Source organism: Natronorubrum sp. A-ect3 (assembly GCF_041821125.1).
Taxonomy (GTDB): domain Archaea; phylum Halobacteriota; class Halobacteria; order Halobacteriales; family Natrialbaceae; genus Natronorubrum; species Natronorubrum bangense.
The window spans coordinates 1-26,509 of the sequence record NZ_JBGUBB010000014.1; the positions used below are offsets into that span (position 1 = coordinate 1).

The following is a 26,509-nucleotide window of genomic DNA, read 5'->3' on the forward strand; positions in this document are numbered from 1 at the left end:
TGATTTTTTCGAGTTACCACAATCCAAGAAGAGCTGTATATGTACTTGCACGTCGTGATCACATCGGAAGATACTATGACAACAACACCAGTTGACAACGAAGCAGTTGACGACTCGCTCCTCGAGATGAACTGGGGGACACTCACAATCGCCGGTGGCATTATCGCCGTCTTCGGCATCATTGCGATCGCGTTCCCGTATCTGACGGGACTGTCACTGACCGTTCTACTCGGGTTCTTGCTCCTCGGTGTTGGAATCGTTCACGGCGCAGCGCTGTTTTCTACCCGTGGCTGGAAAGGGCGGGTCTGGCAGCTCGTACTTGGGGTCGTCGCCGTCCTCGCGGGGCTCAGTCTACTCCTTAATCCAGTCGTCGGTCTTGCGACGCTTACCGTGTTGGTGATCGCATATCTGTTGGTCGAAGGAGTTGTGGAACTCGTTGCGAGTGTTCGTATGGGTGGTCAGGAAGGAAGCCTCTACGTCGCTGCCAGTGGCGTTCTCTCGCTGGTTCTTGCAGGGCTCCTTTGGGCTGGCTTCCCCGCGAGTGCGGCCTGGGCAATCGGCCTCCTGGTGGGGATCAGTCTCCTGACAACGGGTGTCTCGATGATGCTCGTCTCCCGGTCCGGGAAGCGCCTCACACAGGAGTTCGACGCGTCAATAGCCGACTCGCCCAAGGCCTGAACGCCTGTTTCTGATCTAGGTCAGACACCTGTCGGTTTGGAGACATCGATATCTGCGGAACGCTTATCTGAGAGAATGCACAACTGCACTGCAGTGTCCGAAACAGCAGATCGGCTTCGTCGCTATCTCGAGGACGAACTCGGCGAGTGTCAAAGCGAGGACCTCAAGGCGCGACTAGAAGCCCTCGACGACCTCGAAGCAGTGCTTGATCCGGAGATTATTTCGAGCGACGTCCAAACGCTCTCTGCCCTCGGCAACGAGACGCGATATCGGCTCGTGCGGTTGCTGGTCGAAGCAGATGAGGAACTGTGCGTCTGTGAGATCACACCTCTCGTCGACGTCAGCGATAGTGCTGTCAGTCATGCGCTCTCAAATCTCGCAGACGCTGACCTCGTAACGAAACGGAAAGACGGCCGCTGGCGGAAGTATCGCGCAACCAGTCGGGCGAGTGCACTGCTTACTGTTCTCGACGGATCGCGGTGAGCAACTTCCTTCGACTCGCTCACTGCTGGCGCCGTTCGCTCCTCGAGCGAACACTGTTCACTTATCGTTCCGGTGACCACTGTACAGAGAGATTTCTGATCAGTTCGGGAAACCGCCTTGGGCTTACCTTCGAGGGACCACCAGAACACATATCACGGTCTCGCTGAGTATCGGATGCCGTGAACGACAATGATCGATCTATAACCGGGTTCGTAATGGTCGGTCACGCGATGGTACACACCTACGAGCTGTCGATACCTATTTTGATGACGATCTGGTTGCTGGAGTTTTCGACAACGACAGCGGTGTTGGGTGCCGTGGTCGCTATCGGCTACGGACTATTCGGCATTGGTGCCCTCCCGGGTGGACTGTTAGTTGATAGATTTGGCTCACGGGTGCTGATCAGTGCCTGTCTCGCGGGGATGGGACTCTCATTTCTGGCGTTGAGTCTTGCACCAAATATCGTGGGGGTTGCAGTTGCACTGTCTCTCTGGGGAGCCACAGCGAGTGTGTATCACCCCGCTGGGCTGACGCTCATCAGCAACGGTGTCGAAGAACGTGGCCGTGGGTTTGCATATCATGGTATGGCCGGCAACGTCGGCATCGCCGGCGGACCGCTTTTGACCGCCGTCTTGTTGCTCGCGTTCGACTGGCGGATCGTCGCCATCATCCTTGCAATTCCCGCCTTGATCGCTGCGATCGTTGGCTTGACGATCACGTTCGATCCAACCGCTGCAGTCGAGTTGACTGACGGTGAGCGTGAACGACGGCCGCCATCGTCACCCGGCGAGTTCATCGATGAAACACGACGGCTGTTCACCATCGGCTTCCTGCTCGTCTTCGTCATCGTCTCGTTCAACGGGCTGTACTACCGCGGTGTGCTGACGTTTTTACCGGACCTACTCGGTGACTTCCTGACAGCAGCTATCGGGGACGTCCAGCCAGGCATCTTCGATCCCGACAGCCCACTGGCCGAGGAGTTCGATCTCGCCCAGTATCTCTACGCCGGGTTGCTACTGGTCGGCATCGGTGGCCAGTATCTGGGGGGCCGTCTCACAGATCTGATCGAGCCCGAACGTGGACTCATCATCATGCTCACGAGCCTTACGATCATCGGGCTCCTGTTCGTTCCCGCAGCGGGAACAGGGCTCTGGGGGCTGCTTGGAATCAGTTTGATACTCGGTTTCGCTCTGTTCGCTATGCAGCCGCTTACGCAGGCGACGATCGCGAGGTACTCGATGCCGGAATCTCGAGGACTGTCGTTCGGCTACACGTACCTCGCGATCTTCGGGATCGGGGCGCTCGGCGCAGCGATCGTCGGAACGGTGCTCACCTACGGCTCTGCGTCGCTCGTGTTCATCGTGCTCGCCGGGTGTGCCGTGAGTGGAGCACTGTTCGCGATCATACTCGTAACAAGAGCGTAGCGCAGCTCTCGAGGCTACTCGGAGAGACGGCCCGGCGTCCACTCTCCGTCGAACTCCTCGTGGAGAAACGGCTTTGCATCCGCGCCAGCGTACGTCCCAACAATCTGTCCATCGCCTTCGAGGTGATACTTGTAGGTCGTCAGCCCCTCGAGGCCGACCGGACCGCGGGCGTGGATCTTTCCGGTGCTGATCCCGACTTCCGCACCGAGACCAAATCGGAATCCGTCACTGAACCGCGTCGAAGCGTTGTGGAAGACACTCGCCGAGTCGAGACTGCGCATGAACGTACTGGCTCGGTCGGCGTCCTCGGTGACGATCGACTCCGTGTGCTTGGAACTGTACTCGGTGATGTGATCGAGAGCGGCCTCGAGCGAGTCGACGATCTTGATCGAGAGGATCAGGTCGCCGTACTCGGTCGACCAGTCGTCTTCGGTCGCGGCCTCCATCTCGACGAGTTCCTGCGACGCTTCGTCGCCGCGTAGCTCGACATCTGCGTCATCATACCGGGCGGCGATTTCGGGCAGGAACGCCTCGGCGACGTCTTCGTGGATCAGCAGCGTCTCGACGGCGTTACAGACGGCCGGGTACTGCACCTTCGCGTCGTAGGCGATCTCGGTGGCCATCTCGAGATCAGCGTCGGCGTCGACGTAGACGTGACAGACACCTTCAGTGTGGCCGAGCACGGGGATGCTCGTGTTGTCCTGGATGTAGCGGACGAACTCGGAGCTGCCACGTGGCATGAGCAGGTCGATCGAGTCGTCCATCTCGAGCATGGCGTTGACGTCTTCGCGAGCTTCGATGAGCTGAGCCCAGCCGTCGGGCTTGTCGGCCGTGGCCTCGACGATGATCTCGTAGAGCACCCGGTTCGAGTGACTCGCCTCGCTGCCGCCTTTCAGCATGACGGCGTTGCCGGATTTGAGGCTGAGCGCGGCGATCTGGACCAGCGCATCGGGTCGGGACTCGAAGACCGTGCCGATGACGCCGATCGGGACGGCGACCTTGTACAGTTCGAGGTCGTCATCGAGGCGCCGCGAGGCGAGGGTCTTCTCGAGTGGGTCGTCTTGCTCGGCGACGCTTCTGACCATCTCAGTGATGGACTCGAGTTTCGATTCCGAGAGCTTGAGACGGTCGACAAGCGCCTGGCTGTACTTGCCCTCCTCGAGCAGTGTCTCGGCTTCTTCGACGTCTTTCTCGTTGGCCTCGAGGATCTCCTCGTGGTGGGCGTCGATCGCATCAGCGATCGCGTGCAGGCCCGCACTGCGCTCGTCATCGTCGAGCTTTGCGAGTTCGAGAGCGGCAGTCTGTGCCTCGTCGACTTTGGCTTGTGTCGATTTCTCAGTCATCGGTGACACCGTTTATAGGAACGAATACTGTCCCCACGGGCTTGGCAGCAGCGATTTTCTCGAGGATGTTTTCCTCGGTCGATCGGGCGATGATCGCTGGGACGCCGTGTTCGCTGACCTCGCGTGCGCCCTGCACTTTCGTCTGGATACCGCCGAACTGGGAACTCGAACTCTCGTCGATGATCGACTGCACTTCGTCGTAGTTCCGGCCAACGGCCTCGATGCGTTCTGCGCCGGCGTCTTCTTTCGGATTCCCGGTGTAGACGCCGCCGACATCGGTGAGCGTGACCAGCAGATCGACATCGATGCCAAGGGCGACTGACGAGGAGAGCATATCGTTGTCTCCGATCCGGATCTCCTGGGTTGCGACTGCGTCGTTTTCGTTGATGATCGGGACGACGCCCCACTCGAGGAGGGTTTCGATCGTGTTGTGGACGTTCGTAAAGCGTCCGGGATTCTCGAGGTCGTGCTGGGTAAGCAAGAGCTGTGCGACCTTCTGGTCGTAGCGTTCGAAGCTCTCCGTGTAGCGTCGCATGAGGTGGCTCTGGCCGACCGTTGCGAGCGCCTGCGATTCCTCGACGGTCTCGCCGGTGTAACCGATTCGCCCCACGCCCGCGCCGACCGCGCCCGAGGAGACGAGAATCACTTCCTTTCCGCGCTCGAGGAGGTCGGCGAGGTCATCGACGAGCTTGTCGAGTTTCTCGTCGTCGAGGTTCGAGTCTTCGTCTGTGAGGGAGTTGGTGCCAGCTTTGACGATCACGCGCTCGGCGTCGGCGGCGAGCTGTCGCGCCTGATCGGCTTCCCCAGTGTCAATTTCGGTTACGTTACGCATTGTCGGACTCCGTTGCCAGTTCTTTGGACCGACGTTCAGCCGCACTGACTGCGTCGACAACCGCTTCGTCAGCGTCGCTGTCCCACAGCACGTCCATTCCTTCGATGGTCGTCCCTTTGGGCGAACAGACCGCATCGATCAGGTCATCGATGCTCTGGTCGGACTGCAAGACGGTCTCGGCAGCCCCTTTGAACGTCTGTGCGGCAAGCGTTTTGGCCTCGTCGTCCTCGAGGCCGCCGTCGACGCCCGCCTGTTTCATCGCGTTCAGGAGATAGAATACGAACGCCGGCCCGCTTCCGTTGACGGCCGTTGCGATGTCCATCTGTTGTTCGTCGATCTCGACGAACTCACCGACAGCGTCGAGAATCTCTCTGACGGTATCGGTAACGCTGTGTTCAGTCACGGCCGCGGCCATGTTCTCCGTCTCAGCCGCGAGGTTTGGCATGACTCGAACGACCGTCGCGTCGGTGTGTGGCTCGAGCGTGTCCGTCGAAACCCCTGCAGCGAGCGACACCAGCGTCTGGTCCGCCGAGAGATCGAGATCTGCAACGACAGGCTGAACGATATCAGGCTTCAGCGCAACGATAACGACGTCGGATTCCGCTGCCACGTCGAGGTCCGATGTCGTCGTCGAACAATACTCAGCTACCGAGTCGAGCGCGTCTGGGTCCAGATCACACGCTGTCAGAGTGTAATCGTCTGTCTTCGAGAGCCCCTTTACGAGGGCACTCCCCATATTTCCGCACCCGATGACGCTAACATCTGTCATCCTATTACAGTTGAGGCGATAAGAGAAACATACACCTTTGGTTTCGCTTCGCGGCCACGAGTCGATCGCGAAACGGTTCACTCGTCGATGACTCAAAAGGACAGTCACTCGAGACGGTCGAGAGTCTCAGAGAGCGGGCGTGTTCACTCGTCCAGACGAGGGAAGTTGCCGATCGTGTCCTCTCGGAACGCAGATTCGTCGAACTCGTAGTCGTCGCCGAGGAAGTCGATCAGCGTATGCGTATCCCGCATGGCGTTTTTGAGACATGTCGACGCACCTGGCGACGGCGTGATGTTGAAGATAATGTCTTCGCCGACGATTTTGGCCTCACCCATGTCGAGGGACTTGTTCTTCGTGTCGACGATCTGTGGTCGAACGCCGCCGTAGCCTTTCGCACGCTCGATGTCCTCGAGTTCGACGCTTGGAACGACCTTCTGGACGTTCGGCAGGAACTGCTTCCGTCCGACGTTGGGGAGGTCATAGACGAGGTTCCGGAGCACGTACGGGAGCAGGATGCGGTCCGAGAGGATGTTGGCGTAGCTGAGGAACGCCGCAGCGTTTAGCCCGAACACGTCAAGGAAGTCTTTGACAGTCGAGATACGACCGCGCTCGAGCGCCGGAACGAGCTTCGCGGTCGGACCGAATCGGGTGACACTGCTGTCGTGAACGTCTGCGTCGCCGTGAACGGCGGCGAACGGCAGTTTCTTCATCTGGAGCGTGTAGACCTTCCCGTTCAGGAGGTCGTCAGCGAGGAAGAAGCTCCCGGCGATGGGGAGCAAGACCTTGTCTTGGCCGTAGCCAAGCTCCTTTGCGATCTGCAGGCTGTGGGAGCCAGCAGCGACAACGGTGGCGTCACAGTCGAATCGGCCGTGGGTCGTCTCAATCGTGTAGCCGTCGAGCGTCGGCGTGATGTCTTTGACTTCCGTGCCGGTGTAGACGTCGACGTTTGCTTCCTCGCTCGCTTCTTCGACGAACGATTTCGTCGTCTCACCGTAGTCGACGACGTAGCCGTCAGGCGTCTGCAACGCGAGCATCTCCTTGGTTGGATCGCGGCCCTCGACGACTTTGGGTTCGAGTTCGCCGATTTCCTCGCGACCAATCGGTCGGAGTTTCGGGAAGAGGTCGCCGAAGCCTTCGTCTTCATACCGCTCTTCAAGCTCTGCGACTTCCTCGTCACCGACTCCAAGAACCATCTTGGAGCGCTTTGCGTGCATTTCTCGGTCGGGGTCGTAGTTCTCCAGATAGCCCGCGAGGAGTTCTGCACCCTCTTTGACCTCTTCGGCTTTTTCGAGGGTGTAGTTGGTCTCGATGTCTCCGAAGTGGAGCGTCTGGGAGTTGTTCGTGTGGTGGGAGTTGATCGCCGCGATCTCGGATTCCTTCTCGATCAGCGCGATGGAGTCGATATCAGTGAACTTGGCGGTCGTGTACAACAGAGATGCACCACTAATACCGCCACCGACGATGACGAGGTCATATTTGCCAGACATTGTTATTTTTCGGGTAGCTATTTCGACCAGTGTACTCGAAACAGATAACTCATATTTTTTCGATCGGGTTTTCGACAACCGTCGAAAGACGCGTCGACGGCTCGAGGACAAAATGGGATAGAACAGCGTTTGACCCCCATCAAACGACCAATTAAGTCGAGTGCGGTGCGTTCGGTGTCGCAGTCACGCTGGTCCCGGTCGTGAACGTCTCGAGTTCCTCGGAGAGCAGTGACGCTTGCTGGGCGAGGTCGCTAACAGTCTGTGACATTTCAGAGAGTGCACCCGTCTGCTCTTCGGCAGCTGTAGCGACGGTCTCTGCCTCAGTAGTGGTCGTCTCCGAAATCACGGTCGCCTCGTCGACCATCGCGACGACCTGCTGGGTCGAGGCAGCCTGCTGTTGGGTCGCCGCAGAAATATCCTGAACGCCATCGTTCGTGGTCCGAGCGTACATCGCGATTTCCTCGAGTGAGTCTGCAACGTTCTCAACCGACTCGCAGTGGTCGCCAACTGTCTCGCGAGTTGCCCGAACTCGTTCGGCCGTTCGGTCAGTCTGTCCTTTGATTTCGTCGATAAGCCGTTCGATGTCCTCAGCCGCGTCTTTGGTTTCGGCGGCGAGATCTTTGACCTCGGTTGCGACCGCACCGAACCCATCACCGCCAGCGTCGGCTGATCTGGCAACCTCGATATTCGCGTTGAGCGCCAGCATGTTCGTCTGCTCTGCAACCGCCGTGATGACCTCGACTAACTCGTCGATCTGGTCGATTTCAGACTGCAGCAGTTCGATTTCCTCGAGTGCCTGCTCGGATTCAGCTTCGATCTCGTTCATTCCATCGATCGTCGACTGGGCGGCTTCGTGTCCGTCATCGCTGGTCTGGGCGGTTCGTTCTGCAATATCTGCCACCTGATTCGACGAGGATGCGATCTCCTCGATCGTACTCGAGAGGCCACCGATCTCGTGGTCGACCGACTGCAGCCGTTCGTGTTGTCGCTCTGTGCCGTTCGCGATCGCTTCAATGGATTCCGTGACTTGCTCCGACGCCGAACGAACCTCCTCGGAGTTGGCCGTCGCTTGCTCGGAGGCGACAGCAACGTCGTCTGAAAAGCGTTTGAGATACTCGACGGTTGACTCGATTCTGTCGACCATCTCGTTGAACTCGGTTGCGATCTCGCACATCGCATCGTTTTCGCCCTCGGGGTTCATACGGCGAGTCAGGTCACCAGTCGAACACGCTTGCATCACGTCGGCGTACTCGTCGGCTTTCTGCTCGAGATGGGCATTGAGCTGATCCGTCTCTTCGCGCAGGCGAACAGCCTCGCGCCGCGCCTCCTCTGCGTCTTCCATCTTCGTCTGGAGTGACTCGCTTTTTTCTTGGAGGTCGTTGATCGTCAGTAGCCCAGTGTTGACCACGAGGAAAACGAACATCGCACCGAACAAGAACACGAGTCCGGTAAGGATCTGGAAGAGCACCTCATGTCCAGTAACTGAGATCCAAATCGCAGCGACGTATCCAGCCAGGAAAAGTGCCATCAGTGCGAACAATCCTCGCCACCGTCGTCGGTACGTGGTCTCTGTAAGTTGATGGAGCAGCGTTCTCGTATATAGAATCGAACTGAGCATCACGATCGAGCCCGAGACGATAAGCAACGAAACGAGTATTGGCACGTCCATAATTATGCCCCACCACTGCTGGTCGCTTCATGCGTAGCCGTTCCGTGCATCGTTGTCCTCCTAGACCGCGCTGCCATCGAACACAGTTCTCTCCCCGCCTCGAGTGCCCCCGAAAGAGCTTGTTCGGACATCAGTATGTAGTACATATCACAATACTCATATTTATTTTTGTTGGAATATCGAACAGATAAGCAGGAGAAAATAGTACTATTTCGGCTTTGAGAAGCGTGACTCATTATATATTCCAAGAAATACAGCATTGGTTTATCAAACTGTAGTAACTGTCAAATATTCCGGGACGCAGTTCAGAAGTTGGTAATATCGATTATAGTATATACCTTGAGAATTTATATGCTTAGATTTCTATCATAATTATGTCTAGTTAGTAGCGTTCCAACTCCTTCGTTTCCAACTCCAAAACGAGGACGCTCACCGTCAAGATCCGGTCCGGAGTTGGCATGGGCTTTCAACGAGAACCGCCGTCGCCTCGATATGCTGTTTGTAGTTACGCTAAGCGACTGTTCCCGGTAAAAACACCCAGAAGCTCGGATACAGCTGTTTACGAGCGGCACTATCCGGTTTCGAATCGCCAACGGCATCCAACCAGTGCTGTCAGTCGCCTCCATTTCATAGTCTGCTCGAGCGAAATGTGAGTTGGATCGACTCCACGAACGAGCTGTGGAACACGTTCGCGGGGATAGCATACACTATCTTCCGGCATCAAATTTTTCATTTATTTAACTGTTGTTTGAGATGGTTGGTTTTGAAAATGGCTAACTATCTGATTGGACCAGCATGGGCTAGAGTGCTAACTGTTGGCAATCAATCAGCACGTAGGTCATCGCCCCGTCTGCCATGAGGTTGGCGAACTGCTCGAGGATGCCCTCGAGCACAACGGTCAATCGAAGACTGCGAGCAGAGAGACCACGATGTGGGTCAGAGAACCGATCAGCACAGTTCAAAAACAGTCGAGATCGAAACCTGCGTCAGTGATAGCTGGTTTCGGGGCTTGCTGGGCCGCTAAACAGCGTATACAGGAATACGAAGTAGAAGCCAATAATCGGGAAGAACACGGCTGCAAAAACGGCCGTCAGATTAAGCGAAAGCGGGGAGACAACTGCGTCGGTGATCGAGAGCCCTGCTGCGGGATCGACCGCGGGATACAGGAGGGTGCTGATAAAGAGGACGAACACGGCTGCCAGCCCCGCTGCTGAGAGAAACGCACCGTGGTAGTAGCCGTTGGACATGGCACCGACACTGAGCGTAGCAAACACGAGCGTAGCGACAACCATCGCCGCAGTCGGGATCGACTGGAGCACCGGCTCCAGTTCGGGATAGCGAACAAACAACACGGCTGCCGTAAGTGCAAACAGTCCGACGTAGACTGCAGTTGCCGCCCGGCCCCGGCGGACGACTCGCTCGCGAAGTGACCCTCTGGTTTTGATGGCGAGAAACGCCGCGCCGAGGACGATAGAAAGCGCGACAACGGTAACACCGACGACGATCGGGGCCACGGCGAGCGCTGACGGTTCACCGAGCACCCAGCTCGCGACGAACACCCCGAGCAAGAACGGCGAGGTGGTGCTTCCGACGACGAAACAGGCGTCCCAGAAGCGAACCCACTGATCGTCGTCGCGCTCCTCACGGAGTTTCGACCCCAGTCCACGGAGGCTCAGTGCCAGCAAGATTGCAAAGACCAGCAGGTAGTGACGAGACAGGATGTTGGCGTAGACCGCCGGGAAACCGGCGAACAGCACCGTCCCGAACAGGACAAGCCAGACCTCGTTGGCCTTCCACAGCGGGCCGAACGCGGCGAGCATGCGCTCCCGTTCGGTCTCGTCGGCCTCGACAAACAGCATGCCGAGGCCGAAATCGAAGCCATCGAGCAGCAGATAGACGCCGAGGCTGATCATGACAAGGCCGAACCAGAGTTCGGGCAGCGACTCGACGACGTACGCCGAATCAGAGAGGATGTTAGTCATCAGCGATCACCCCCGGTGTGTCGGGTCGGTCATCTTCCTCGATGCCGACCGTGTGTCGGTCGGCTTCCTCGTCGATGATCCGCTTGAGGACGTACAGGAAGACGCCAAACAACAGCAGATAGCCGATCACGAACGCGACCAGTGTGAGCGTCGCTTCCGTTGAAGACAACGGTGGGGAGACGCCGTCTGCAGTCGTGAGCACGTCCTGGATGATCCACGGCTGGCGGCCGATCTCAGCGACGTACCAACCAGTGATCAGGGCAACAAAGCCCAGTGGCGAAGAGAGCATCAACGCCTGCAGGTAGCGCTCGTCGTCGTAGAGACCGCCCTTCCAGAGGCGGTACGTTCCCCAGGCACCCAGCCCGATGAACCAGAAGCCGAGGCCGACCATGATCCGGAACGACCAGAACACCCACGCCACGGGCGGTGACTCGTATTCGAAGTCGTTGAGGCCGGTTACCTCGGCAGTCGGATCACCCCCGCTGGCGAGGAACGACCCCAGTTGGGGAATGCTTATTGTATAGAGGTTATCAGCTCGAGGGTCAGTGATCGCCTCGAGGTCGGTCGGGATCGCGATGATGTGGAGGTCGGCCTGGCCAGTCTCGTAGTGGGCTTCCATCGCGGCGAACTTGTGTGGCTGTGTCTCAGCGACGTGTCGGCCGTACATATCGCCGTGGACTGCCTGGAACGCCGACGAAACCAGCAAGACGACGACGGCGACCTGCAGCGCGGTCCGCCACACCTTGCTCTCGCGGTTTTTCCAGACGAAGTAAGCGGCGATCCCCGCGATCACGAGCGTCACGGAGATGATCGCGGCGTTTTGCATGTGAACGTACATCCACGGGAATCGTGGATTGAAAAACGCCGCCATCGGGTCGGTGAGTTGTGCAATCGGAACGCCGTCTTCCATCACGACCTCATACCCACGTGGCGTCTGCATCCAGGAGTTGACGACGAGGATCCAGAACGCAGAGAGCCACGCGCCGAGCGCGACGAAAAACGACGAAAGCGCATAAAACCCATCGGAGACACGCTCACGGCCGAACAGCAACACACCGAGGAAGACGGCCTCAAGCATAAACGCCATCTTCGCTTCGAACGAGAGTGGCCCCCCGATCATCTCACCGGCGGTCGTCGAGAACGCCGCGAAGTTCGTGCCAAACATAAAGCCCATCGGAATACCGGTGACGGTACCCATGATGAAGCCGACCGCGAAGATCTTCGTCCAGAACTTCCGAAGACGTGCGTATCGGTTCTCGCCAGTCCTGACCTCCTGGACGGTAAAGTAGACGAGAAACGGCGCAAGTCCGACGGAAAGTGCTGCAAAGATAATATGGATCGTGATCGTCCAGCCGAACTGGATCCTGCTGGCTAACTCTGGCGTGAGAAACGCCAGCAGCGGCCCAAGCTCGGTTATCACTGCTGTGAGTGTCGGATCGGTTGCCACTATCGTTCGACTCGCGTGCATATCATGCTCACCTGCTAGTCGCCGATAGGGATTCAGGGACGGTAAGCAACGCTTCGGCCATCGCCAAGTTTCGATGCATAAACCAAAACTAATGCTGCTAAAAGAGTCTATATTCGAGGTATGAACTACAACTATATTTCACAAATAGGCACTTTCCGCGGAGCGACGACGGCCCGACCCGTGGGGAACGACGCTAGCAAAGCAGCCGTTTCTGGCACGAGTTGCCAGTTCTTTCGTGCCTCGTTTTCGAAGGCACCATATTGGGGACCAACCAGATGTTTATCTGGAGCTGCTGACTATGTTCAGTTATGACAGTCGATGTTAGCTACACGCCAATCGGACACGTTCGATCGCCATATGACTCCCCTGCTGACGTTTCACACGACAAAGTCGATGAAACGACGGGTGAAATCGTCCTCGAGATGGAGTACGAACGCGGCCTCGACGGACTCGAGGAGTTCTCTCACGTCGTCATCGTCGCCCATCTCGACGAAGTCGAAGTGGCACAGCTGTCCTCCCGACCGCCACACGCCGACGATGTCGAGGTTGGGGTGTTCGCAACGCGGAGTCCACACCGCCCAAATCCGATCGCAGAAACCGTCGTCAAGCTGTGCGACCGTGATGGAAGGCGACTGTCCGTCAAAGGACTTGACCTCCTCGACGGAACGCCGGTCCTCGATGTGAAACCGTACGTGCCGTCGGTCGACAACGACCATCTCGAGCTCGGATGGCTCGAGGAGTGAGGAGTGGCTCGCGTCTCAAAGCACAACGGACAGGTGTCAGTAGCACGTCGCTGGCGTGGCTCCGTTCCGTCGCTCACGCAAGCGGGGCGTCGTCGGTTTCGGCGTATCGATTCAGACATCGTTTGACGAGCCGCGACTCGGCCATTCGAAGTCGGTAGGAAAGCGTCGACTCCGGAATGTCGAGTTCAGCCGCGAGTTCGCCGATCGTGACTTCGCGGGGACGTTCGTAGTAGCCTCTGGCAGCCGCTTGCGCGATCGCCTCCCGCTGTGAGCCCGTCAGATCAGCATCGACGAACGCCTCACCGTGCCACTCTGTTGCCTCCCCGAGATGGCCGACGTCGACGGTGACGCCATCTCGACAGGCCGCCTCGATATGCTCGAGGAGTTCACCAACTGCCTCGTCGGAACGCATCAACAGACGCCACCGCTCTCGACCAGCGTGGTGTCTGCACTCGAAGATGGTTCCCCGATCGAGATACGCCGAGGCAATGTTATGGATCGACTGGCAGTCACAGATTCTATCGACGTACGCATACACGAGTCGCTGTCTCGGCGCACACTCGAGGCGATAGGCCGTGCTCGTACCACAACACTGGTCGGAGCCGACCGCACGCGGGAGATACTCTCGGTCCTCGAGCATCGTCTGGAGGTGATCGGTCGCTTTGGGTGGACCGGTGAGTTGTACAAGGCGCACATACGACCGGTCGCCGGTGTTGATGTCGATCATCGATGCCCTGAGATTCGGATGGTCGCGAAAGAGGTCTGCAACCTCGTCTTCACCGGGGTCGTACTCGAGTGTAAACGTAAACTCGCGGAGACGATCCGTTGAGACACTCATTGTCCTACCCGTTGGAGCAGTAACGCAGCCGGGGCGTGGTTCGACAGCAGTGGTGTCGTTCGATCCGACCCATCGACGAACGTAGCGGTAGTGACCATCCCATTCGAAGCTAGGCGCTTACAACGCCTAAAGGGCTCGAACCGGACGATTTTCGAAGGGGTGGGAATGAACGATACCGCTATCAGAAAATATTGCCCGAAGATAGTGGACAGACAGTAGACGGCCTCTCAGCCTCGGTCATGGGCGTTCGGCAACCAAACCACCAACAATATTAGCCGTCCGAATGGAGCGATACGTATGAAAGCGGTCTATGCAACAGACCTATCTGCGGCTAGTGAAGCCGCCATCGAGACTGAGACGTGCCTCGACTGTCTCGGACGAATCGGTATCGAAGAGCTCCACCTCGTCACGGTCGTTCCGGACAACGTCCACGCCGGAACACCCGGAATCGACCACGAGAAACGGCGGCGGCGGGCGCTTCGGCGCTACCAGCAGTCGATCGAGGACGCCGGCTTTGATGTCGAGACGTACGTCGTCCGAGGGACACCCCACCGGCGAATCAATGGGATCGCCGAAATGATCGATGCCGACATGTCAATCGTCGGCTCCCGCGGGAAGAGCCCGCTCGAAAACCGTCTCATTGGCTCGACAACACGGAACCTTGCACGAACCTCGGTCGTTCCATTGCTCGTCAACCGTATCGAGCGCGACACCGACGAGCCAGCCCTCGTCGAGAAACACCTGTTCGAACGGATACTGTATGCGACCGACTTCTCCGGGAACGCCGACCGGGCCTTCGAGGCGTTCTCCTATCTCCGTCACGCGACCCAAGAAGCGACGCTCGTTCACGTCCAGACACCGGGGAACCCAGGTCCTGACGGCGACGACGATCCTGAGCAACGACTTGCTGAACTCGCAGATCGGCTCGAGGAGTGGGGGATCGACGTCACCATCGATATCCGAGAGGGCAGTCCAGCCGACGAAATTCTCGCGGCAGAGACAGCTCACGAGCCGACGACGACGCTGGTTGGCTCGCGCGGACAGAGCAGACTCCGACGGCTCCTCCTTGGCAGCGTCTCCGAATCGATCGTCGCAAACGCAGCCGGAAACGTGTTCATCGTGCCGCCGAATCGAATCGTCTGAGCCAGTCGCTGTTTTTCGTGTGCTTCGTGGGCTGTACAGCGGAACGGACACCTTGCCTCCACTCAAAAAGAGGTGAGATCCGTGCTGTGTCGTTGTGATCAACAGCGGATCGAGCGGTCTCATACGATCTGCTGTCCCGATCACCAGAGACGGGGTCGGTGATCAGCGGGACGTGACGACAGCAGTCCGTCTCAGTCGTGTGGGTGAAACCGCTTGCTGGCTCGGTCGACCGCCTCCGTTTGGCCAAGGAACGTCACACGGTCGCCATCTCGGAGCCGGTGGTCGCCAGTCGGGACCTCGGTCGTTCCGTTCCGGTGGGTGAGCAAGCCGACGATGCAGCCGTCGGGAATCTCGGCGTTGAGTTCGGCGATCGTCTTTCCGACGAGGTCACCGGCTGTGACCTCGATCTCTTGGACGTCGCCAGTTCGACCGAGTTCGTTCATCCACGCCGACAGCGACGGCCGCTCTAAGACGTTCTCGAGCGACCACGCCGTCGCCATCGAGAGATCGATCGCCCGGACGCCCAGCGATTCGAAGGCGTCGAGATTATCGGGCTGATTGACTCGCGAGGCGACCTTCGACGTTCCGAAGGTCGTCTTCGAAAGCTGGCACACCAGCAGGTTGACGTCGTCGTCGGGCGTGGTCGCGATGACCGTTTTCGCGTTCGACGCGCCGGCGCGCTCGAGGACGTCAGCGTCGGTGCCGTCGCCCTCGACCGCTCGGAACCCTCGTTTGCGCGCCGTTTCAACCGCCTCTGGGTCCGAATCGATAAGTAGTACGTTCTCTCCATCCTGTTCGAGTCGTTCTGCGAGGGAGAGGCCGACCCGTCCCCCGCCGACAATGAGCGTACGCATTGGTGAAACTTCGAGGTAGTTCGCGATCTGTCGTGCGAGGCCAGCCTGGAGGACAACCGTCGCGAAGATGATCAAGAAAACGGTGCCAGCCAGCAGCTGAGCCTCCTGTGTGCGGCCAAGCGCCTGCAGTTCGACGGCAAACAGCGTTGCGACGCTGGCAGGGATGATTCCCCGCGGGCCAACAGCGCTGAGAAAGAGCCGTTCGTTGCGCGTAAAGCGCTCGGCGGTCGTCGAGAGATAGATCACTGCTGGGCGAAGCACGAGCGTAATCGCGGCGACGATGGCGATGCCGGCAATACCGAGTTGGAGAATGTCTCCGAAGTCGATCAGCGCCGCCAGCGCGACGAAGACAAACGAGAGGACGACAACGGAGAGATCATCGAGAAAGTCGATCACCTCCTCGTGATGTGGGAGGTCGACGTTCCCGAGGGCGAATCCCGCCATGGCAGCGGCGGCGATTCCCGTCTCACTGGCGATCAGTTCGGCACCGCTGTAGGCGACGACGATCCCAGCGAGGACGATCAACCGCGCGTGCAGCGGCCCGGTTCTCGGCGTGAGGGTGCTACGGCTAAGCACGAGCCAGACGAGCCCGGCAACCAGCGCGCCGAACGCCAGTCCGATGACTAGCCGCCCGACGAAATTCACGACGAGGTGGCCGAGACCGCCGTCACCTGCGATAAGGACCTCGAAGACGACGACCACTAACACCGCCGCCGTCACGTCGTTGATCACACCCTCACCCTCGAGGACGGAAGCGACGTGATCCCGGACAGTGACGACCTGCAAGATCGGGCCGATAACCGTTGGGCCGGTCGCGATCAACAACGCGCCGACGAGTAATCCAACCTCGAGACTCGTCTCGAGGAAGAAAACGACGGCGGCAGCCGTCCCGAGCCAGGTGATCACTGCGCCGACGGTGGTGAGCCGGAACAGCGCTGTTGGACTCTCTCGGAGTTTGCCGAGACGGAGGTGATAGCCGCCCTCGAAGAGAATAATCGCGACACTAACGCCGACCATTGCCGGGAGCCCGTCTCCGAACGTCTCCTGGGAGACGAGACCGAGCAGTTCAGGACCGATCGCGATCCCAGCGAAGATCAGAAAGAGGACACTCGGGATCCGCAGTCGGTCCGCGAGGACGCGAGAGGCGACACCGAGTGCCAGGATGAGCGCGACGATTGCGACGAGCATCACGGCGAAACACGTAGCAGTGTACTGATGGAATTACGGGTTTTTTCGGCGTTGTGCTGTCGCTCCCCAGGAGACATCAGTCACCCCCTTCGGGAGCGGTTTGCGCGTGCGATCCGTCCATACTGACCGTTTGAGCGACCTGATACAGGATCATCAAGGCGACGAAGAACGACGAACCGACCAGCAGGAGGACACTCAACATCTCGAGTCCACCCATGCCGATCCAGTCGGCGAGTTCGCTCAGTGCGATCCCCGCACTGGCAAACAGCATCATCATCCCGAAGTAGACGATGACGTCGTTCTCCTCGACCATCGTGGTCGCTGCCGAGCCGATCTTCGCACCGAGGGCGCTGCCGACCAACAGCAGCGAGACGACCGCAAGGTCGACGCTGCCGGACATCCCGTAGGTGAACGTCCCGAACGCACCCGAGAACAGCCCGGCGAACAGGCTCGTCCCGACCGCTGCAGTCAGTGGCGTCCCGATCAGGTAGTGTATCGCTGGCATCCGGATGAAGCCGCCACCGACGCCGATCAGCCCTGAAATAAGGCCGACACCGCCGCCCGCTCCGGAGATCGTCCACACCGAGGCCCGACCGCCGGAGGTCAGCGAGATCATCGGCGGCACGTTGTACGACTGGATCTTCCGACCGATCGGTGGAATATCGTCGTTGGCGTCCTCGTCAGCCTCGTCGTCATCGTCGTCCTCGAGGTTGTAGGCTCGTCGCAGGAACAGCAGGCCGATGCCTGCCAACAGGACGATGTACGCGATTCCTGTGACGAGTTCGGCGATTCCCAGTGCCTCGAGGCCGAACACGAGTCGACTGCCAAGTTCGATCCCGATAGAGAGGACGACGAACAGGATCGCACCGAGCTTATAATCCACCTGCCCCACGTCGTAGTGTTTGATCACGGCGATGACGGAGGTGCCGAAATAAAACGCTAGTCCGCTCCCGATCGCAACAGAAGCGGGATAATCGAGGATCAGGAGGGTCGGCGTGATCAGGAATGAGCCGCCCATTCCAAAGAAGCCGAACAACACCCCCACCATGAAGCCGAAGCTCACGAACAACACGAGCAGCGGCAAGGTGAGTCCGAGTATCTCCATCAGTTAGTTCACCAGTTCAGAGCGCACCCGCTTGGCGATCGACTCGAGCACGCCGTAGGCGACGTAGAGGGCGACCGCCTGTACGAGGATGAAACCGACGACAGCGAACGCGCCGGTCAATCCACCTTCGATTCCGAGCATAGTCGTATAGATAGGCGTATCCTCGTATCAGTCGTCAGCCACGGCGCTGTCTTCGGTTGCCGCACAGCGGTTCGGTCCGAGCTCGAGTTCGGTGCGCTCGTCTTCGTCCTCGGGCTCGTAAACGCCGAGGTTCGTTTTGATGACCTTCTCGTAGTTCGGTGGCTTCGATGGGAGGTTGTTGAACATATGCTCGACGAACTCGTCTTCATCGAGCTGGACGATCTCGTTTTTCGCCCAGATCTCGCCGACAGTCGAAAACATCGGCATGCCGGGCTCGACATCGATGTACTCGCCACAGTTGGTCAGCGAGAAGTGTCCGGGGAGGATCTTGACGTGGTCGGGCATCGTGCCGATTTTGTGCTGGAGCGTCTCGTACTGAACACGAGCGCCGCTCTTTGCGTCCTCACCGGCAAACTGCAGTTCGGTTCGGCCGATCGATTCGACGAACAGCGTGTCGCCGGTCAGCAGCGCCTCGCCATCGACGAGGTAGGAGGTCATGCCGGTCGTGTGACCCGGCGTATGAACCGCCTTGACGGGAATGTCGCCAACCATGACCGTCTCGTTGGGCTCGAGGCCGGCGAACTCGAACTGCGGGTCACGCGTACTTGCAGGTTCGCCGAGGTGGTACGGGACGCCGTGTTTTTCGGCGAGGTCGCGGCCCGCGGAGATATGATCTGCGTGGATGTGGGTATCGAAAACGCGATCGATCTCGTAGCCGCGGTCTGCGGCGGCTCTTTCGAAGGCATCCGTCGCACGAGTGACGTCGACGAGTGCGGCCTTCCCAGTTCGTTTCGAACCGATGAGATAGCCGAGACAGCCCTTTGCACGACGCTGGAGCTGCAGGAGCTCGAGGTCCTCACGCTCGGTTGCGATCGGGACGACGTCGTAGACTAAACTCCAGTCTTCCATTCCGCCCTCGACGTGTGCGACGTTCTCGAACCCTTCGACCTCCTCGAGAAACGCGGCGAACTTTCCAGCGGAACGGCCAGTTGCACAGGTGACGATGACTTCGTCATCTGTCTCGTACTCGCTTGGATCGAACTCGCCGATGAGTTTGTCGTCCGAGCCCGAATATTCGACGTTTTCCGCTTCGGCGATCCGCCAGTCCTCGAAGTCATCTGGCGCTCGCGTGTCAAAGAGCACATCAAAATCTGCCGCTTCGATTCGGTCGCGAAGGTCCGCTGCCGAAATGGTCTCAACCATACGAGAGAGCCTTTGAGATGTCCAATATTAAGGGTTCGAGCACCCAGAATAATTGTTCCCTTCGGAGCGCCACAGGTCGTCTGCCGGAAAGAATCTGCATAAGTTGCCGCCACCACTGGCTGGAGAGCTCTGCTTCTCGATCGCCGCGAGGGCAGCAGTGACAGTCGAAAACAGGGCACACTACTCGAGAGAGATCGAATCCAGTCGCTGCGTTCAGTCGTCGGCAGCAGTCTTGGACTGGTCGTCAGCAGCGCCGGCGTTACTCTCGTGGTCGACAGCCGTCGACCGAAGAGTTGACGAGATCGACGGAACGTCCGCATCCGTAACGCTCCCCTGTGCTTCGATTTCCTCGAGCGATCGCGGAAACGCCCGCAACTCTTTGTGGATGGCGATTCCCGCGTTTGCTCCTTCACCCATCGCGACTGGAATCTGGTTGTGACCGGGCGTGAGATCGCCGACCGCGTACACTCCCGCAACGGAGGTCTGGCCGTGCTCGTCGACGGCGACGGCTCCATCATCGTCGCGCTCGAGATCGAGCGAGTCGACGATATCGTCGTGATAGTCAGAGCCGTACATCGGGAAGCCGCCACTGTACGCTCGGACCTGTCCATCGTCGAACTCGAACGACTCGAGCCAGCCGTTCTTGCCTTTGTTCATCCCGGTGATCTCTGCGGTGACGACGTCGACGGGGTGATGCTCGAGCATCGTGGCGGTGTCGTCGCTCCACTCGGGCTCTTCGCCACGGGTGAGGAGATCCACATCGTCGGTGTAGTTCAGCATGATCATCGCAACGTATGCGGCAGCATCGCCGGTCCCCATCACGTAGACTGGGTTGTCGACGAACATGTACGCGTCACAGTGGAGACAGTAGTGCAATCCCCTGCCAGTCGGGGGCAGCGGCGGCTCCGGGCGGCTGTCAGTAAAGCCCATTGCGAGGACGACGCGACAGACGTCGTAGCTCTCCTCACCCGTCGACACACGGTAACCGTCGTCCACATCGTCGCCGAGTGGCGTAACGTCCTCGACGAGCCCTCGCTGGTACTCCGCCCCGTAGCCCTGGATCTGTTCTCGAGCGGTCTGTAACAGTTCGTTTCCGGATATTTCCTCGCCGATTCCGATGACGTTGTGCGTCTCGCGCATCATCGCTGCGCGACCGCCGCCACGGTCGATGACAATCGTATCGAGCCCCAGCCGCGTGGTGTAGAGCGCACTCGTCAGGCCGGCTGGCCCACCGCCGACGACCGCAACGTCGTAGTCAAACCCGTTTTCCGTGTGCATTCGTGCTTAGAGGCTGTTGACCGGCGGATAAAAAAGTGTCTTCAGCGTGCGTTTCACACACAAAGAGGGGCAACCGCGCTCCAGACAGACAACTGGAGCGCAGATTGGACGAGAGTCCTGATCAGTTCACCAGCGACAACGGCCAATGGGACCCATCGAAAGCATATAAGTATCTCCTCTACCGAGTTTTGCGTATGTCAGACGCTACCGATAGCAGTGACTCCCTCCAGTTATCCGAACAGCTCAACCAACTGGCGGCTGACGGTGTTCACCTCGCTGTCGACGATCAGAACGAGGAGTCGACCAAACAGCTCGCACTCGAGATCGTCCAGCAACACCACGACCGGATCAACGAACTGTACTACGAACACGATCTTTCAGACGCCGAGGCAGAAGCTCTCGCACTCGCCGAAGCTGACGTCACCCCGGCTGGAACCGCACTGGTCATGACCGTAACGGGACGGAACGATATCTCAGAGGAGACTGTCGTAGAATACATCGAGCAAAACGCGGCAGTCTGAAATGAGACGTCACCGGGCAGTGCAGCGGTCTGGCAAGGAGCTGCCACTAGATTGAGTACTGAGTACCCAAAACGGGAGATCCGATCCGTCGGACAGACTCTCTGTGGTGGCAAAACGGAACGGATCGTGGTTTTTCGCGTCGAAATCGGATTAGAACCAGGGTCTGCTCCGTTGAACGGCACAGGTAGCCCACGAGTACCGTGTATTCGAAACCCAGGCTCTTGATGTCGAGGAGGGACAGTCCATCAGCACGGACGATCGCGAGTGCGAGTCCGATAGCCAGACGGCATGCTCCTCAGGAGATGAGTTGATGTGACGCGATCGGGTGGCTTTAAATCTCTTTCAGCGTGAACCACCAATCGTACGACTCATACCCCTCCTGGCTAGCCTCGGCCGTCCGCGCTTCCGCCTCGTCGACGGTTCCTGGTGGCGAAAGCAGCGCCTTGTCGCCGAAGTTGTCGTTCTCTGGCCAGTTAGCCGGCAGCGCGACGCCTTCTTCGTCGGAGGTCTGGAGTGCCTCGAGCGAACGAAGGACTTCGTCGACGTTGCGACCGATCTCTTTGGGGTAGTAGAGGACCTGTCGGGTGATTCCTTCGGGGTCGACGATGAAGACGGCACGGACGGTCGAGGTCCCCTGACCGGGGTGGACCATACCGAGTGCGTCGGCGACGTCGCCGCTCTCGTCGGCGATGATCGGGAAGCCGATATCCTCGTCGAGTTCGTCGTCGATCCATTCGGTCCACTTGATGTGGGAGTGAACGCGATCGATCGAGAGACCGATCAGTTCAGCGTTGAGTGCTTCGAACTCCTCACGTCGCTGCTCGAAGCCGACGAACTCAGTTGTACAGACCGGCGTAAAGTCGCCAGGGTGGCTAAAGAGGACGAACCACTGACCCTCGTAGTCGTCAGGGATCGTCTTGGATCCGTGCGTCGTTTCTACCTCGAGTTCGGGGAACTGATCCCCAATAAGCGGAAATCCACTCGTGTCGCTTTCGTCTTCGGACATTACATCTGCGGTTAGGAGCCTAGCAACTATAATCCCTTTTCAAAAAGATATTTTTTCGTATTCCGAAGAGAAGGGCAGAGAATGGTGAAATAATTTCTCTACTCTCTCCGGGTAACACACTAGAGAGTACCATACACACGCCACGGCTAGCAAAGAAAAGTGGCAACCAATTTGGCGAGCGTCCCGATTGACTTCGGGAGACGCTCCGAGTCGTCTGACCCGTAGTCTGTCACTTCGCTCTCGAGGCACCCATGCGTCGGAGGAACTCGATTAAGACGCCGAGTCCCTGTTTGACATCGTCATCTCGAAGCGCACCGAGCATCCCGAACATACCGACCTTCTTCGGTGGCTCCTCTTCGGTGAACGCACCGAGCCCCGACTCGACGGCGTCGATGAGCTCGTCGTCGCCAAGCTGGCAGCCAAGCACGAGCATGTTGCCGAGGTTCTGTCCCAGCTGGTGTGGCTCGAGGTCGGCCTCAGCGTAGGTGCTGGCGAAGCCGGCGACCATCATCCGCAGCTCTGCGATCGGTTTTCTGTTCTCGCGAGCGACGTTGACGGCCTCGGGGATGATGTCCTCGGCTAGGTCGTAGGTGACGTCGAGCAACTCGAGCAACTCGATGAGCGTGTCGGTGTTCTCACCGAGTCGCTCGAGCAAGACGAGCGTCTCCTCGCGCTCTAAGGCAACCCGCAGTCGAGCAAGCGTCTCACGGTTCTCGCGAATGATCGTCTGAAACTCCGGAGCCAGATCGCTCACGAGGTCGTCTGCAACCTCGAGCGTTTCGAGGAGTTCGACGAGCATGTCAGCGTTCTCACCGACACGCTGGACGAGGACGAGCGTGTCCTCGCTCTCCAAGGCCATACGCAGCTCTGCGATTGGCTCCCGAGAGTCGTGTGCGGCCTCGCGAAGTTCTGGCGCAAGATCCTCGGAGAGGTCCTGGACAACGACGAGGAGTTCGAGGAGTTCCGCGAGTTCCTCGTCGTTTTCCTCGAGCGTCCGAGCGAGTTTGTTTACTTCGGCGGACTCGAAGGCGGTGCCATCGAAGTCGCCGTCGACCGATTGATCTTTCTGTGCCATTGTTTACGGAAGGGGATCGTAGCCTTTCATCCAGGCATCCCAGTAGACGGATGGAAGGACGTTGACGTCCATGATCCAGTTCATCTTGCTCTCGACAGGCGCGGAGATGGCACCCTCGTAGTCGAACTCGGCGATCAGGGCCTTCCCCTTCTTCGTCAGTAGTGGACAGGCAGCGTAGCCGTCGTACTCTGCGCGCAGGGGCATATCACGGATAGCCGACGTGAGGTTCTTGCCGACGACATGGGCCTGTTTGCGGGCTGCTGCGGCCGTCTTGGAGTGTGGTGCGTTCTCACAGTCACCCAGCGCGAAGACGTTGTCGTACGCATCGTGCTGGCACGTGTGCTGGTCGATGGTGACGTACTCGCCATCCTCGGAGCCCTCGGTCAGCGGCGAGTTGTCGGTGATCGGCTCCTGGCCGAACTGCGGGGTAACTGGTGCGTAGAGATCGTATTCGATCTCTTCACCGTCCGCACCGTAGACGACGCCCGCGTCGGGATCGACCTTTTCGACCGAGAAGTTCTCCTTGAACTCGATATCACGGTCGTTCCAGATTTCGTAGAGCTTGTCACGATACGGCTGGACACCGAAGTGGTGTTCGGCGTTTCGCGTCATGATGACCTCGACATCGTCGCGAATGCCCTGTCGCTGGAAGTAGTCCTCCGCGAGCATCGTCATCTTCAGCGGCGCGCCAGGACACTTGATCGGCGTGTCAGGCTGGGTGACGAGGAACGTCCCCCCGTCGAAGTTCTCGAGTGCTTCGCGCATCTCGAGCGCCGCCTCGTAGTGGTAGAACGGGTAGACGTCGTCGTGGTCTTCCCATGCCTCGGTCAGTCCGGGCATCGCGCTCGGATCGAGTCGGTGGCCAGTCGCAACAACGAGATAATCGTACTCGAGGTCGTCACCGTCCGCGAGGGAAACAGTCTGTCCGTCGGGGTCGACGCCAGTCACGGCATCGTGAACGAACTCGACACCCGGCTTAAGAAGGTCATTGATATTCCGGGACTGATCAGGCTCGAGGTACCCGAACGGAACCAGATAGAACGACGGCTGATAGAAGTGGTCAGTGCTTTTGTCGACTACAGTGATCTCAGCCTCGTCGTTATCCAGTTTGCGACGGAGGATATTTGCCGTCATAGCTCCGCCGGAACCGGCACCCAGTATGGCTATTTTAACCATGTACACCTGAATATTACAGTCTAGGGCATCTAAACACACGTCTTTGAGAAACAATTGTGTGAGAAAGAGCGCGGCGACGATCATCGCGAAAATATTGCCTAGTCTTCCACCGCGTCGACATGGCAGTTGCTGGCCTCTAGATGATCAGGTCACATCCGAAGCAGATATCCACAGTTCGGTTTCAAGCAGTGCAAACCCGAATCCGCTAGGGCTCTTCCGTATCGGATTCGACCGGCGCATTGATCAGGTTCCCCCACTCGATCCACGAGCCGTCGTAGTTAGAAACTGCCTGGTACTCGAGCAGTTCTGAGAGCACAAACCAGACGATCGACGATCGTTCCCCGACATGGCAGTAGACGATAGTCTCCGTTTCGGGAGCGCTACCGTGATTTCGGAACAGTTGCTCAAGCGTCGATCGGTCTTTGAACTGTCCATTTTCGTCAATCACCTCAGACCACGTTATGTGGATCGTGCCTGGGATATGACCTGCAGTGCGAGCCTCGGGAAGATCCTTGTTCGGCGGTTGTGTCACATCACCATGATACTCCGGTGAGGAGCGTACGTCAACGATAGCGACATCCTGTGCGAGCGCCGTTTCGATGTCAGCTCGATAGGCACGAATCCGCTCATCAGGGGCGTGTGCGCTGTACTCCTGTGAAGCAACCTCAGGCTCTTCAGTCGTCATCGGATAGCCAGACTCGGTCCACCGTTGCTTTCCACCGTCGAGAAGTCTGACGTCGGTGTGGCGATAATACTTGAAGAGCCAGTAGAGATACGCCGCGTACTGATTGTGTTGGGTACTGTAGATTACGACCGTACTCTCTTCCGAGATTCCACGCGCCCCGACATACTTTTCGAAACACCGCTTGTCGGCGACTCCACAGCCATCAACGTCGACAAGATCACCGAGGATGTCGACCTGGACAGCCCCCGGAATGTGTCCCTGGTCGTACTCGGCGTCTGCCTCCACAAGTCGAAGTTCCGGATCGTCCTGTTCGAACTCCGAGAGACGGTCTTCTACCCACTCCGGCGAAACAAGAACTGAAGATCCGGTATCACTCCCACCTCCGCAAGAATCGGTAGTAAGCTTGTAGCAGGTCTGACGCCCATCGTGAAGCGCAGGAGATGAATCGATAAGATCAGCGTCGTCGAGTTGATCCAGCCCATATCGCGCCGTTCGCGAAGAGAGCATCGTCTCCTCCGTCAATCCCTTGAGTGTCATCGGGCCGGCGTCCTCGAGCGTTTTATAAATAAATTTCGAGCTCGGCGGCAAATCCTCGAGTGCGGCTTCGGTGTGGTTATCCGCCATTGCTGGTCTACGACGTATTAGTGCGTCTGCGTATACAATTCTTTCGTCACTGACCCAAGCTCTACCCACAGCTACGATCACGAACTGCTTTCGTCTTGACCAGGTCGTTAGCTCACCAACTTGCGGGAATATTGCGGGCTCCTTTACATACATACCCATGTAATCCGATACATGTTCCAGCAATAATTTCACATTCTTACCAGTGGAAGTCGCGGTGGGGAGGATATCTATTAAATATTATATCAAATTAAGAACTATAGTAATTAACTCTAGCATAGATCATTTTCTCAAGATTAGGCGTTCGAATACTAAACCATTATGCTAATATTCACACCCGACAAATAAGCAACTGCCGTTAAACGTATTCACCTCTTACGAGCAGTAATCACTGACTGTTCGTGGGCCAACAACGGCCCTTCACCTTCAGAAAGAATCCGAAGAGCGGCATCTATTCTCTACTTCAAGAACGATAGTCGTCACTGACCGTCACTACACACTGGCTCGCACGACGGGAGCGCGGTTCGGAGCGTGCGCGGTTCGGAACGAACGAAGTGAGTGAGAACCGCGGACAGTGTGATCGGTGTGTCAACCGGTTCAGTTGTTACTATAGAAAGATCAGGCTGAGCGTATTGCGATCGCTGGGTGTGTTTAATAAATACGAAAAACCCCAGCGAGCCGGAGCTGTGGCTCACTGAGGGTGAAGTATGAATGGAGGCGGCGAAACGGATTTCCCAGAGGCTCGCGCACTCCAGTACTCACCGTAACGCAGGCAGGCTTATCTTCCGTGTTCGGGA

The 26,509-nt window shown here is 58.2% G+C and carries 23 protein-coding genes and 1 rRNA gene; 6 read left to right on the plus strand and 18 right to left on the minus strand.

Annotated elements, in window-relative coordinates:
* The first annotated feature begins 75 nt into the window (after nt 1–75).
* The 3 genes from ACERJA_RS19410 to ACERJA_RS19420 all read left to right on the plus strand — a co-directional run bounded on the left by ACERJA_RS19410 (nt 76) and on the right by ACERJA_RS19420 (nt 2,585).
* Nucleotides 76–678 carry an HdeD family acid-resistance protein gene (locus ACERJA_RS19410; RefSeq protein ID WP_373609863.1) on the plus strand — a complete coding sequence of 201 codons (603 nt, stop codon included), beginning with the start codon at nt 76–78 and terminating at the stop codon, nt 676–678.
* Between the two features lie 93 nt (nt 679–771).
* Entirely contained in the window at nt 772–1,161 is a 390-nt protein-coding gene (locus ACERJA_RS19415; RefSeq protein WP_373609864.1) for an ArsR/SmtB family transcription factor, read from the plus strand.
* A 230-nt stretch (nt 1,162–1,391) separates the two neighbouring features.
* Nucleotides 1,392–2,585: an MFS transporter gene (locus tag ACERJA_RS19420; RefSeq protein WP_373609865.1), complete on the plus strand. Its 1,194-nt coding sequence runs from the start codon at nt 1,392–1,394 to the stop codon at nt 2,583–2,585.
* 14 nt (nt 2,586–2,599) lie between these two features.
* Here the strand turns inward: ACERJA_RS19420 and ACERJA_RS19425 are convergent, their stop codons facing one another.
* The 7 genes from ACERJA_RS19425 to ACERJA_RS19455 form a co-directional block, all read right to left on the minus strand.
* Nucleotides 2,600–3,928 carry a glutamate-5-semialdehyde dehydrogenase gene (locus ACERJA_RS19425; protein ID WP_373609866.1) on the minus strand — a complete coding sequence of 443 codons (1,329 nt, stop codon included), beginning with the start codon at nt 3,926–3,928 and terminating at the stop codon, nt 2,600–2,602.
* Nucleotides 3,921–4,760: a glutamate 5-kinase gene (proB, locus tag ACERJA_RS19430; RefSeq protein WP_373609867.1), complete on the minus strand. Its 840-nt coding sequence runs from the start codon at nt 4,758–4,760 to the stop codon at nt 3,921–3,923. Before proB ends, ACERJA_RS19425 begins: the two co-directional genes overlap by 8 nt.
* On the minus strand, nt 4,753–5,529 hold the full coding sequence (proC, locus tag ACERJA_RS19435; RefSeq protein WP_373609868.1) for a pyrroline-5-carboxylate reductase: 777 nt from the start codon (nt 5,527–5,529) through the stop codon (nt 4,753–4,755). Before proC ends, proB begins: the two co-directional genes overlap by 8 nt.
* Before the next feature lie 143 nt (nt 5,530–5,672).
* Nucleotides 5,673–7,016, minus strand: a complete 1,344-nt coding sequence (locus tag ACERJA_RS19440; protein WP_373609869.1) for an FAD-dependent oxidoreductase — start codon at nt 7,014–7,016, stop codon at nt 5,673–5,675.
* A 151-nt stretch (nt 7,017–7,167) separates the two neighbouring features.
* A complete protein-coding gene (locus tag ACERJA_RS19445) occupies nt 7,168–8,544 on the minus strand; it encodes a methyl-accepting chemotaxis protein (RefSeq protein WP_373609870.1) in 1,377 nt (458 codons plus the stop codon).
* A gap of 1,127 nt (nt 8,545–9,671) precedes the next feature.
* Complete coding sequence (locus ACERJA_RS19450; RefSeq protein WP_373609871.1) at nt 9,672–10,667, minus strand: cytochrome d ubiquinol oxidase subunit II; 996 nt, start codon at nt 10,665–10,667, stop codon at nt 9,672–9,674.
* Entirely contained in the window at nt 10,660–12,135 is a 1,476-nt protein-coding gene (locus ACERJA_RS19455) for a cytochrome ubiquinol oxidase subunit I (RefSeq protein WP_373609872.1), read from the minus strand. Before ACERJA_RS19455 ends, ACERJA_RS19450 begins: the two co-directional genes overlap by 8 nt.
* 308 nt (nt 12,136–12,443) lie before the next feature.
* Here ACERJA_RS19455 and tsaA point away from each other — a divergent pair, with 308 nt between their 5' ends.
* Nucleotides 12,444–12,878, plus strand: a complete 435-nt coding sequence (gene tsaA / locus ACERJA_RS19460) for a tRNA (N6-threonylcarbamoyladenosine(37)-N6)-methyltransferase TrmO (protein ID WP_373609873.1) — start codon at nt 12,444–12,446, stop codon at nt 12,876–12,878.
* 73 nt (nt 12,879–12,951) lie between these two features.
* Here the strand turns inward: tsaA and ACERJA_RS19465 are convergent, their stop codons facing one another.
* The gene (locus ACERJA_RS19465; RefSeq protein ID WP_373609874.1) at nt 12,952–13,716 is read right to left on the minus strand and encodes a helix-turn-helix domain-containing protein; all 765 of its coding nucleotides are present in this window, start codon (nt 13,714–13,716) and stop codon (nt 12,952–12,954) included.
* A gap of 297 nt (nt 13,717–14,013) precedes the next feature.
* Between ACERJA_RS19465 and ACERJA_RS19470 the strand changes: the two genes are divergently transcribed.
* Nucleotides 14,014–14,859 (plus strand): universal stress protein, encoded by an 846-nt coding sequence (locus ACERJA_RS19470; protein WP_373609875.1) that lies wholly within the window; start codon nt 14,014–14,016, stop codon nt 14,857–14,859.
* 191 nt (nt 14,860–15,050) lie between these two features.
* Here the strand turns inward: ACERJA_RS19470 and ACERJA_RS19475 are convergent, their stop codons facing one another.
* The 5 genes from ACERJA_RS19475 to ACERJA_RS19495 form a co-directional block, all read right to left on the minus strand.
* Nucleotides 15,051–16,901, minus strand: coding sequence for a cation:proton antiporter (locus ACERJA_RS19475; protein WP_373609876.1), 1,851 nt, complete (start codon nt 16,899–16,901; stop codon nt 15,051–15,053).
* A 76-nt stretch (nt 16,902–16,977) separates the two neighbouring features.
* Nucleotides 16,978–18,006 carry a sulfite exporter TauE/SafE family protein gene (locus ACERJA_RS19480; protein ID WP_373609877.1) on the minus strand — a complete coding sequence of 343 codons (1,029 nt, stop codon included), beginning with the start codon at nt 18,004–18,006 and terminating at the stop codon, nt 16,978–16,980.
* Nucleotides 18,007–18,009: 3 nt separating this feature from the next.
* Nucleotides 18,010–18,147 carry a hypothetical protein gene (locus ACERJA_RS19485; protein WP_006066847.1) on the minus strand — a complete coding sequence of 46 codons (138 nt, stop codon included), beginning with the start codon at nt 18,145–18,147 and terminating at the stop codon, nt 18,010–18,012.
* Between the two features lie 27 nt (nt 18,148–18,174).
* Nucleotides 18,175–19,350, minus strand: a complete 1,176-nt coding sequence (locus tag ACERJA_RS19490; protein WP_373609878.1) for a rhodanese-like domain-containing protein — start codon at nt 19,348–19,350, stop codon at nt 18,175–18,177.
* Nucleotides 19,351–19,563: 213 nt separating this feature from the next.
* Nucleotides 19,564–20,628, minus strand: coding sequence for an NAD(P)/FAD-dependent oxidoreductase (locus ACERJA_RS19495; RefSeq protein ID WP_373609879.1), 1,065 nt, complete (start codon nt 20,626–20,628; stop codon nt 19,564–19,566).
* A gap of 194 nt (nt 20,629–20,822) precedes the next feature.
* Between ACERJA_RS19495 and ACERJA_RS19500 the strand changes: the two genes are divergently transcribed.
* On the plus strand, nt 20,823–21,149 hold the full coding sequence (locus ACERJA_RS19500; RefSeq protein ID WP_373609880.1) for a hypothetical protein: 327 nt from the start codon (nt 20,823–20,825) through the stop codon (nt 21,147–21,149).
* Between the two features lie 331 nt (nt 21,150–21,480).
* On the opposite strand, the gene ACERJA_RS19505 is transcribed toward ACERJA_RS19500, so the two are convergent.
* The 5 genes from ACERJA_RS19505 to rrf all read right to left on the minus strand — a co-directional run.
* Nucleotides 21,481–22,155: a peroxiredoxin gene (locus ACERJA_RS19505; RefSeq protein ID WP_373609881.1), complete on the minus strand. Its 675-nt coding sequence runs from the start codon at nt 22,153–22,155 to the stop codon at nt 21,481–21,483.
* Nucleotides 22,156–22,384: 229 nt separating this feature from the next.
* A complete protein-coding gene (locus tag ACERJA_RS19510; protein WP_373609882.1) occupies nt 22,385–23,230 on the minus strand; it encodes a DUF1641 domain-containing protein in 846 nt (281 codons plus the stop codon).
* Nucleotides 23,231–23,233: 3 nt separating this feature from the next.
* Nucleotides 23,234–24,406 carry an NAD(P)/FAD-dependent oxidoreductase gene (locus ACERJA_RS19515; protein WP_373609883.1) on the minus strand — a complete coding sequence of 391 codons (1,173 nt, stop codon included), beginning with the start codon at nt 24,404–24,406 and terminating at the stop codon, nt 23,234–23,236.
* A 205-nt stretch (nt 24,407–24,611) separates the two neighbouring features.
* Nucleotides 24,612–25,715, minus strand: a complete 1,104-nt coding sequence (locus tag ACERJA_RS19520) for a rhodanese-like domain-containing protein (protein WP_373609884.1) — start codon at nt 25,713–25,715, stop codon at nt 24,612–24,614.
* Nucleotides 25,716–26,424: 709 nt separating this feature from the next.
* Nucleotides 26,425–26,509: ribosomal RNA gene (rrf, locus tag ACERJA_RS19525) — 5S ribosomal RNA — on the minus strand; the annotation flags it as partial.

What these genes read in the sequence shown, in the direction of transcription:
- ACERJA_RS19420 (WP_373609865.1), top strand. Translation starts at nt 1,392, where the DNA reads ATGGTACACACCTACGAGCTGTCGATACCTATTTTGATGACGATCTGG.
- proB (WP_373609867.1), bottom strand. Translation starts at nt 4,760, where the DNA reads ATGCGTAACGTAACCGAAATTGACACTGGGGAAGCCGATCAGGCGCGA.
- ACERJA_RS19425 (WP_373609866.1), bottom strand. Translation starts at nt 3,928, where the DNA reads ATGACTGAGAAATCGACACAAGCCAAAGTCGACGAGGCACAGACTGCC.
- ACERJA_RS19450 (WP_373609871.1), bottom strand. Translation starts at nt 10,667, where the DNA reads ATGACTAACATCCTCTCTGATTCGGCGTACGTCGTCGAGTCGCTGCCC.
- proC (WP_373609868.1), bottom strand. Translation starts at nt 5,529, where the DNA reads ATGACAGATGTTAGCGTCATCGGGTGCGGAAATATGGGGAGTGCCCTC.
- ACERJA_RS19520 (WP_373609884.1), bottom strand. Translation starts at nt 25,715, where the DNA reads ATGGCGGATAACCACACCGAAGCCGCACTCGAGGATTTGCCGCCGAGC.
- ACERJA_RS19455 (WP_373609872.1), bottom strand. Translation starts at nt 12,135, where the DNA reads ATGCACGCGAGTCGAACGATAGTGGCAACCGATCCGACACTCACAGCA.
- ACERJA_RS19495 (WP_373609879.1), bottom strand. Translation starts at nt 20,628, where the DNA reads ATGCACACGGAAAACGGGTTTGACTACGACGTTGCGGTCGTCGGCGGT.
- ACERJA_RS19465 (WP_373609874.1), bottom strand. Translation starts at nt 13,716, where the DNA reads ATGAGTGTCTCAACGGATCGTCTCCGCGAGTTTACGTTTACACTCGAG.
- ACERJA_RS19440 (WP_373609869.1), bottom strand. Translation starts at nt 7,016, where the DNA reads ATGTCTGGCAAATATGACCTCGTCATCGTCGGTGGCGGTATTAGTGGT.
- ACERJA_RS19445 (WP_373609870.1), bottom strand. Translation starts at nt 8,544, where the DNA reads ATGGCACTTTTCCTGGCTGGATACGTCGCTGCGATTTGGATCTCAGTT.
- ACERJA_RS19500 (WP_373609880.1), top strand. Translation starts at nt 20,823, where the DNA reads ATGTCAGACGCTACCGATAGCAGTGACTCCCTCCAGTTATCCGAACAG.
- ACERJA_RS19485 (WP_006066847.1), bottom strand. Translation starts at nt 18,147, where the DNA reads ATGCTCGGAATCGAAGGTGGATTGACCGGCGCGTTCGCTGTCGTCGGT.
- ACERJA_RS19470 (WP_373609875.1), top strand. Translation starts at nt 14,014, where the DNA reads ATGAAAGCGGTCTATGCAACAGACCTATCTGCGGCTAGTGAAGCCGCC.
- ACERJA_RS19505 (WP_373609881.1), bottom strand. Translation starts at nt 22,155, where the DNA reads ATGTCCGAAGACGAAAGCGACACGAGTGGATTTCCGCTTATTGGGGAT.
- ACERJA_RS19515 (WP_373609883.1), bottom strand. Translation starts at nt 24,406, where the DNA reads ATGGTTAAAATAGCCATACTGGGTGCCGGTTCCGGCGGAGCTATGACG.
- ACERJA_RS19510 (WP_373609882.1), bottom strand. Translation starts at nt 23,230, where the DNA reads ATGGCACAGAAAGATCAATCGGTCGACGGCGACTTCGATGGCACCGCC.
- ACERJA_RS19475 (WP_373609876.1), bottom strand. Translation starts at nt 16,901, where the DNA reads ATGCTCGTCGCAATCGTCGCGCTCATCCTGGCACTCGGTGTCGCCTCT.
- ACERJA_RS19490 (WP_373609878.1), bottom strand. Translation starts at nt 19,350, where the DNA reads ATGGTTGAGACCATTTCGGCAGCGGACCTTCGCGACCGAATCGAAGCG.
- tsaA (WP_373609873.1), top strand. Translation starts at nt 12,444, where the DNA reads ATGACAGTCGATGTTAGCTACACGCCAATCGGACACGTTCGATCGCCA.
- ACERJA_RS19410 (WP_373609863.1), top strand. Translation starts at nt 76, where the DNA reads ATGACAACAACACCAGTTGACAACGAAGCAGTTGACGACTCGCTCCTC.
- ACERJA_RS19480 (WP_373609877.1), bottom strand. Translation starts at nt 18,006, where the DNA reads ATGGAGATACTCGGACTCACCTTGCCGCTGCTCGTGTTGTTCGTGAGC.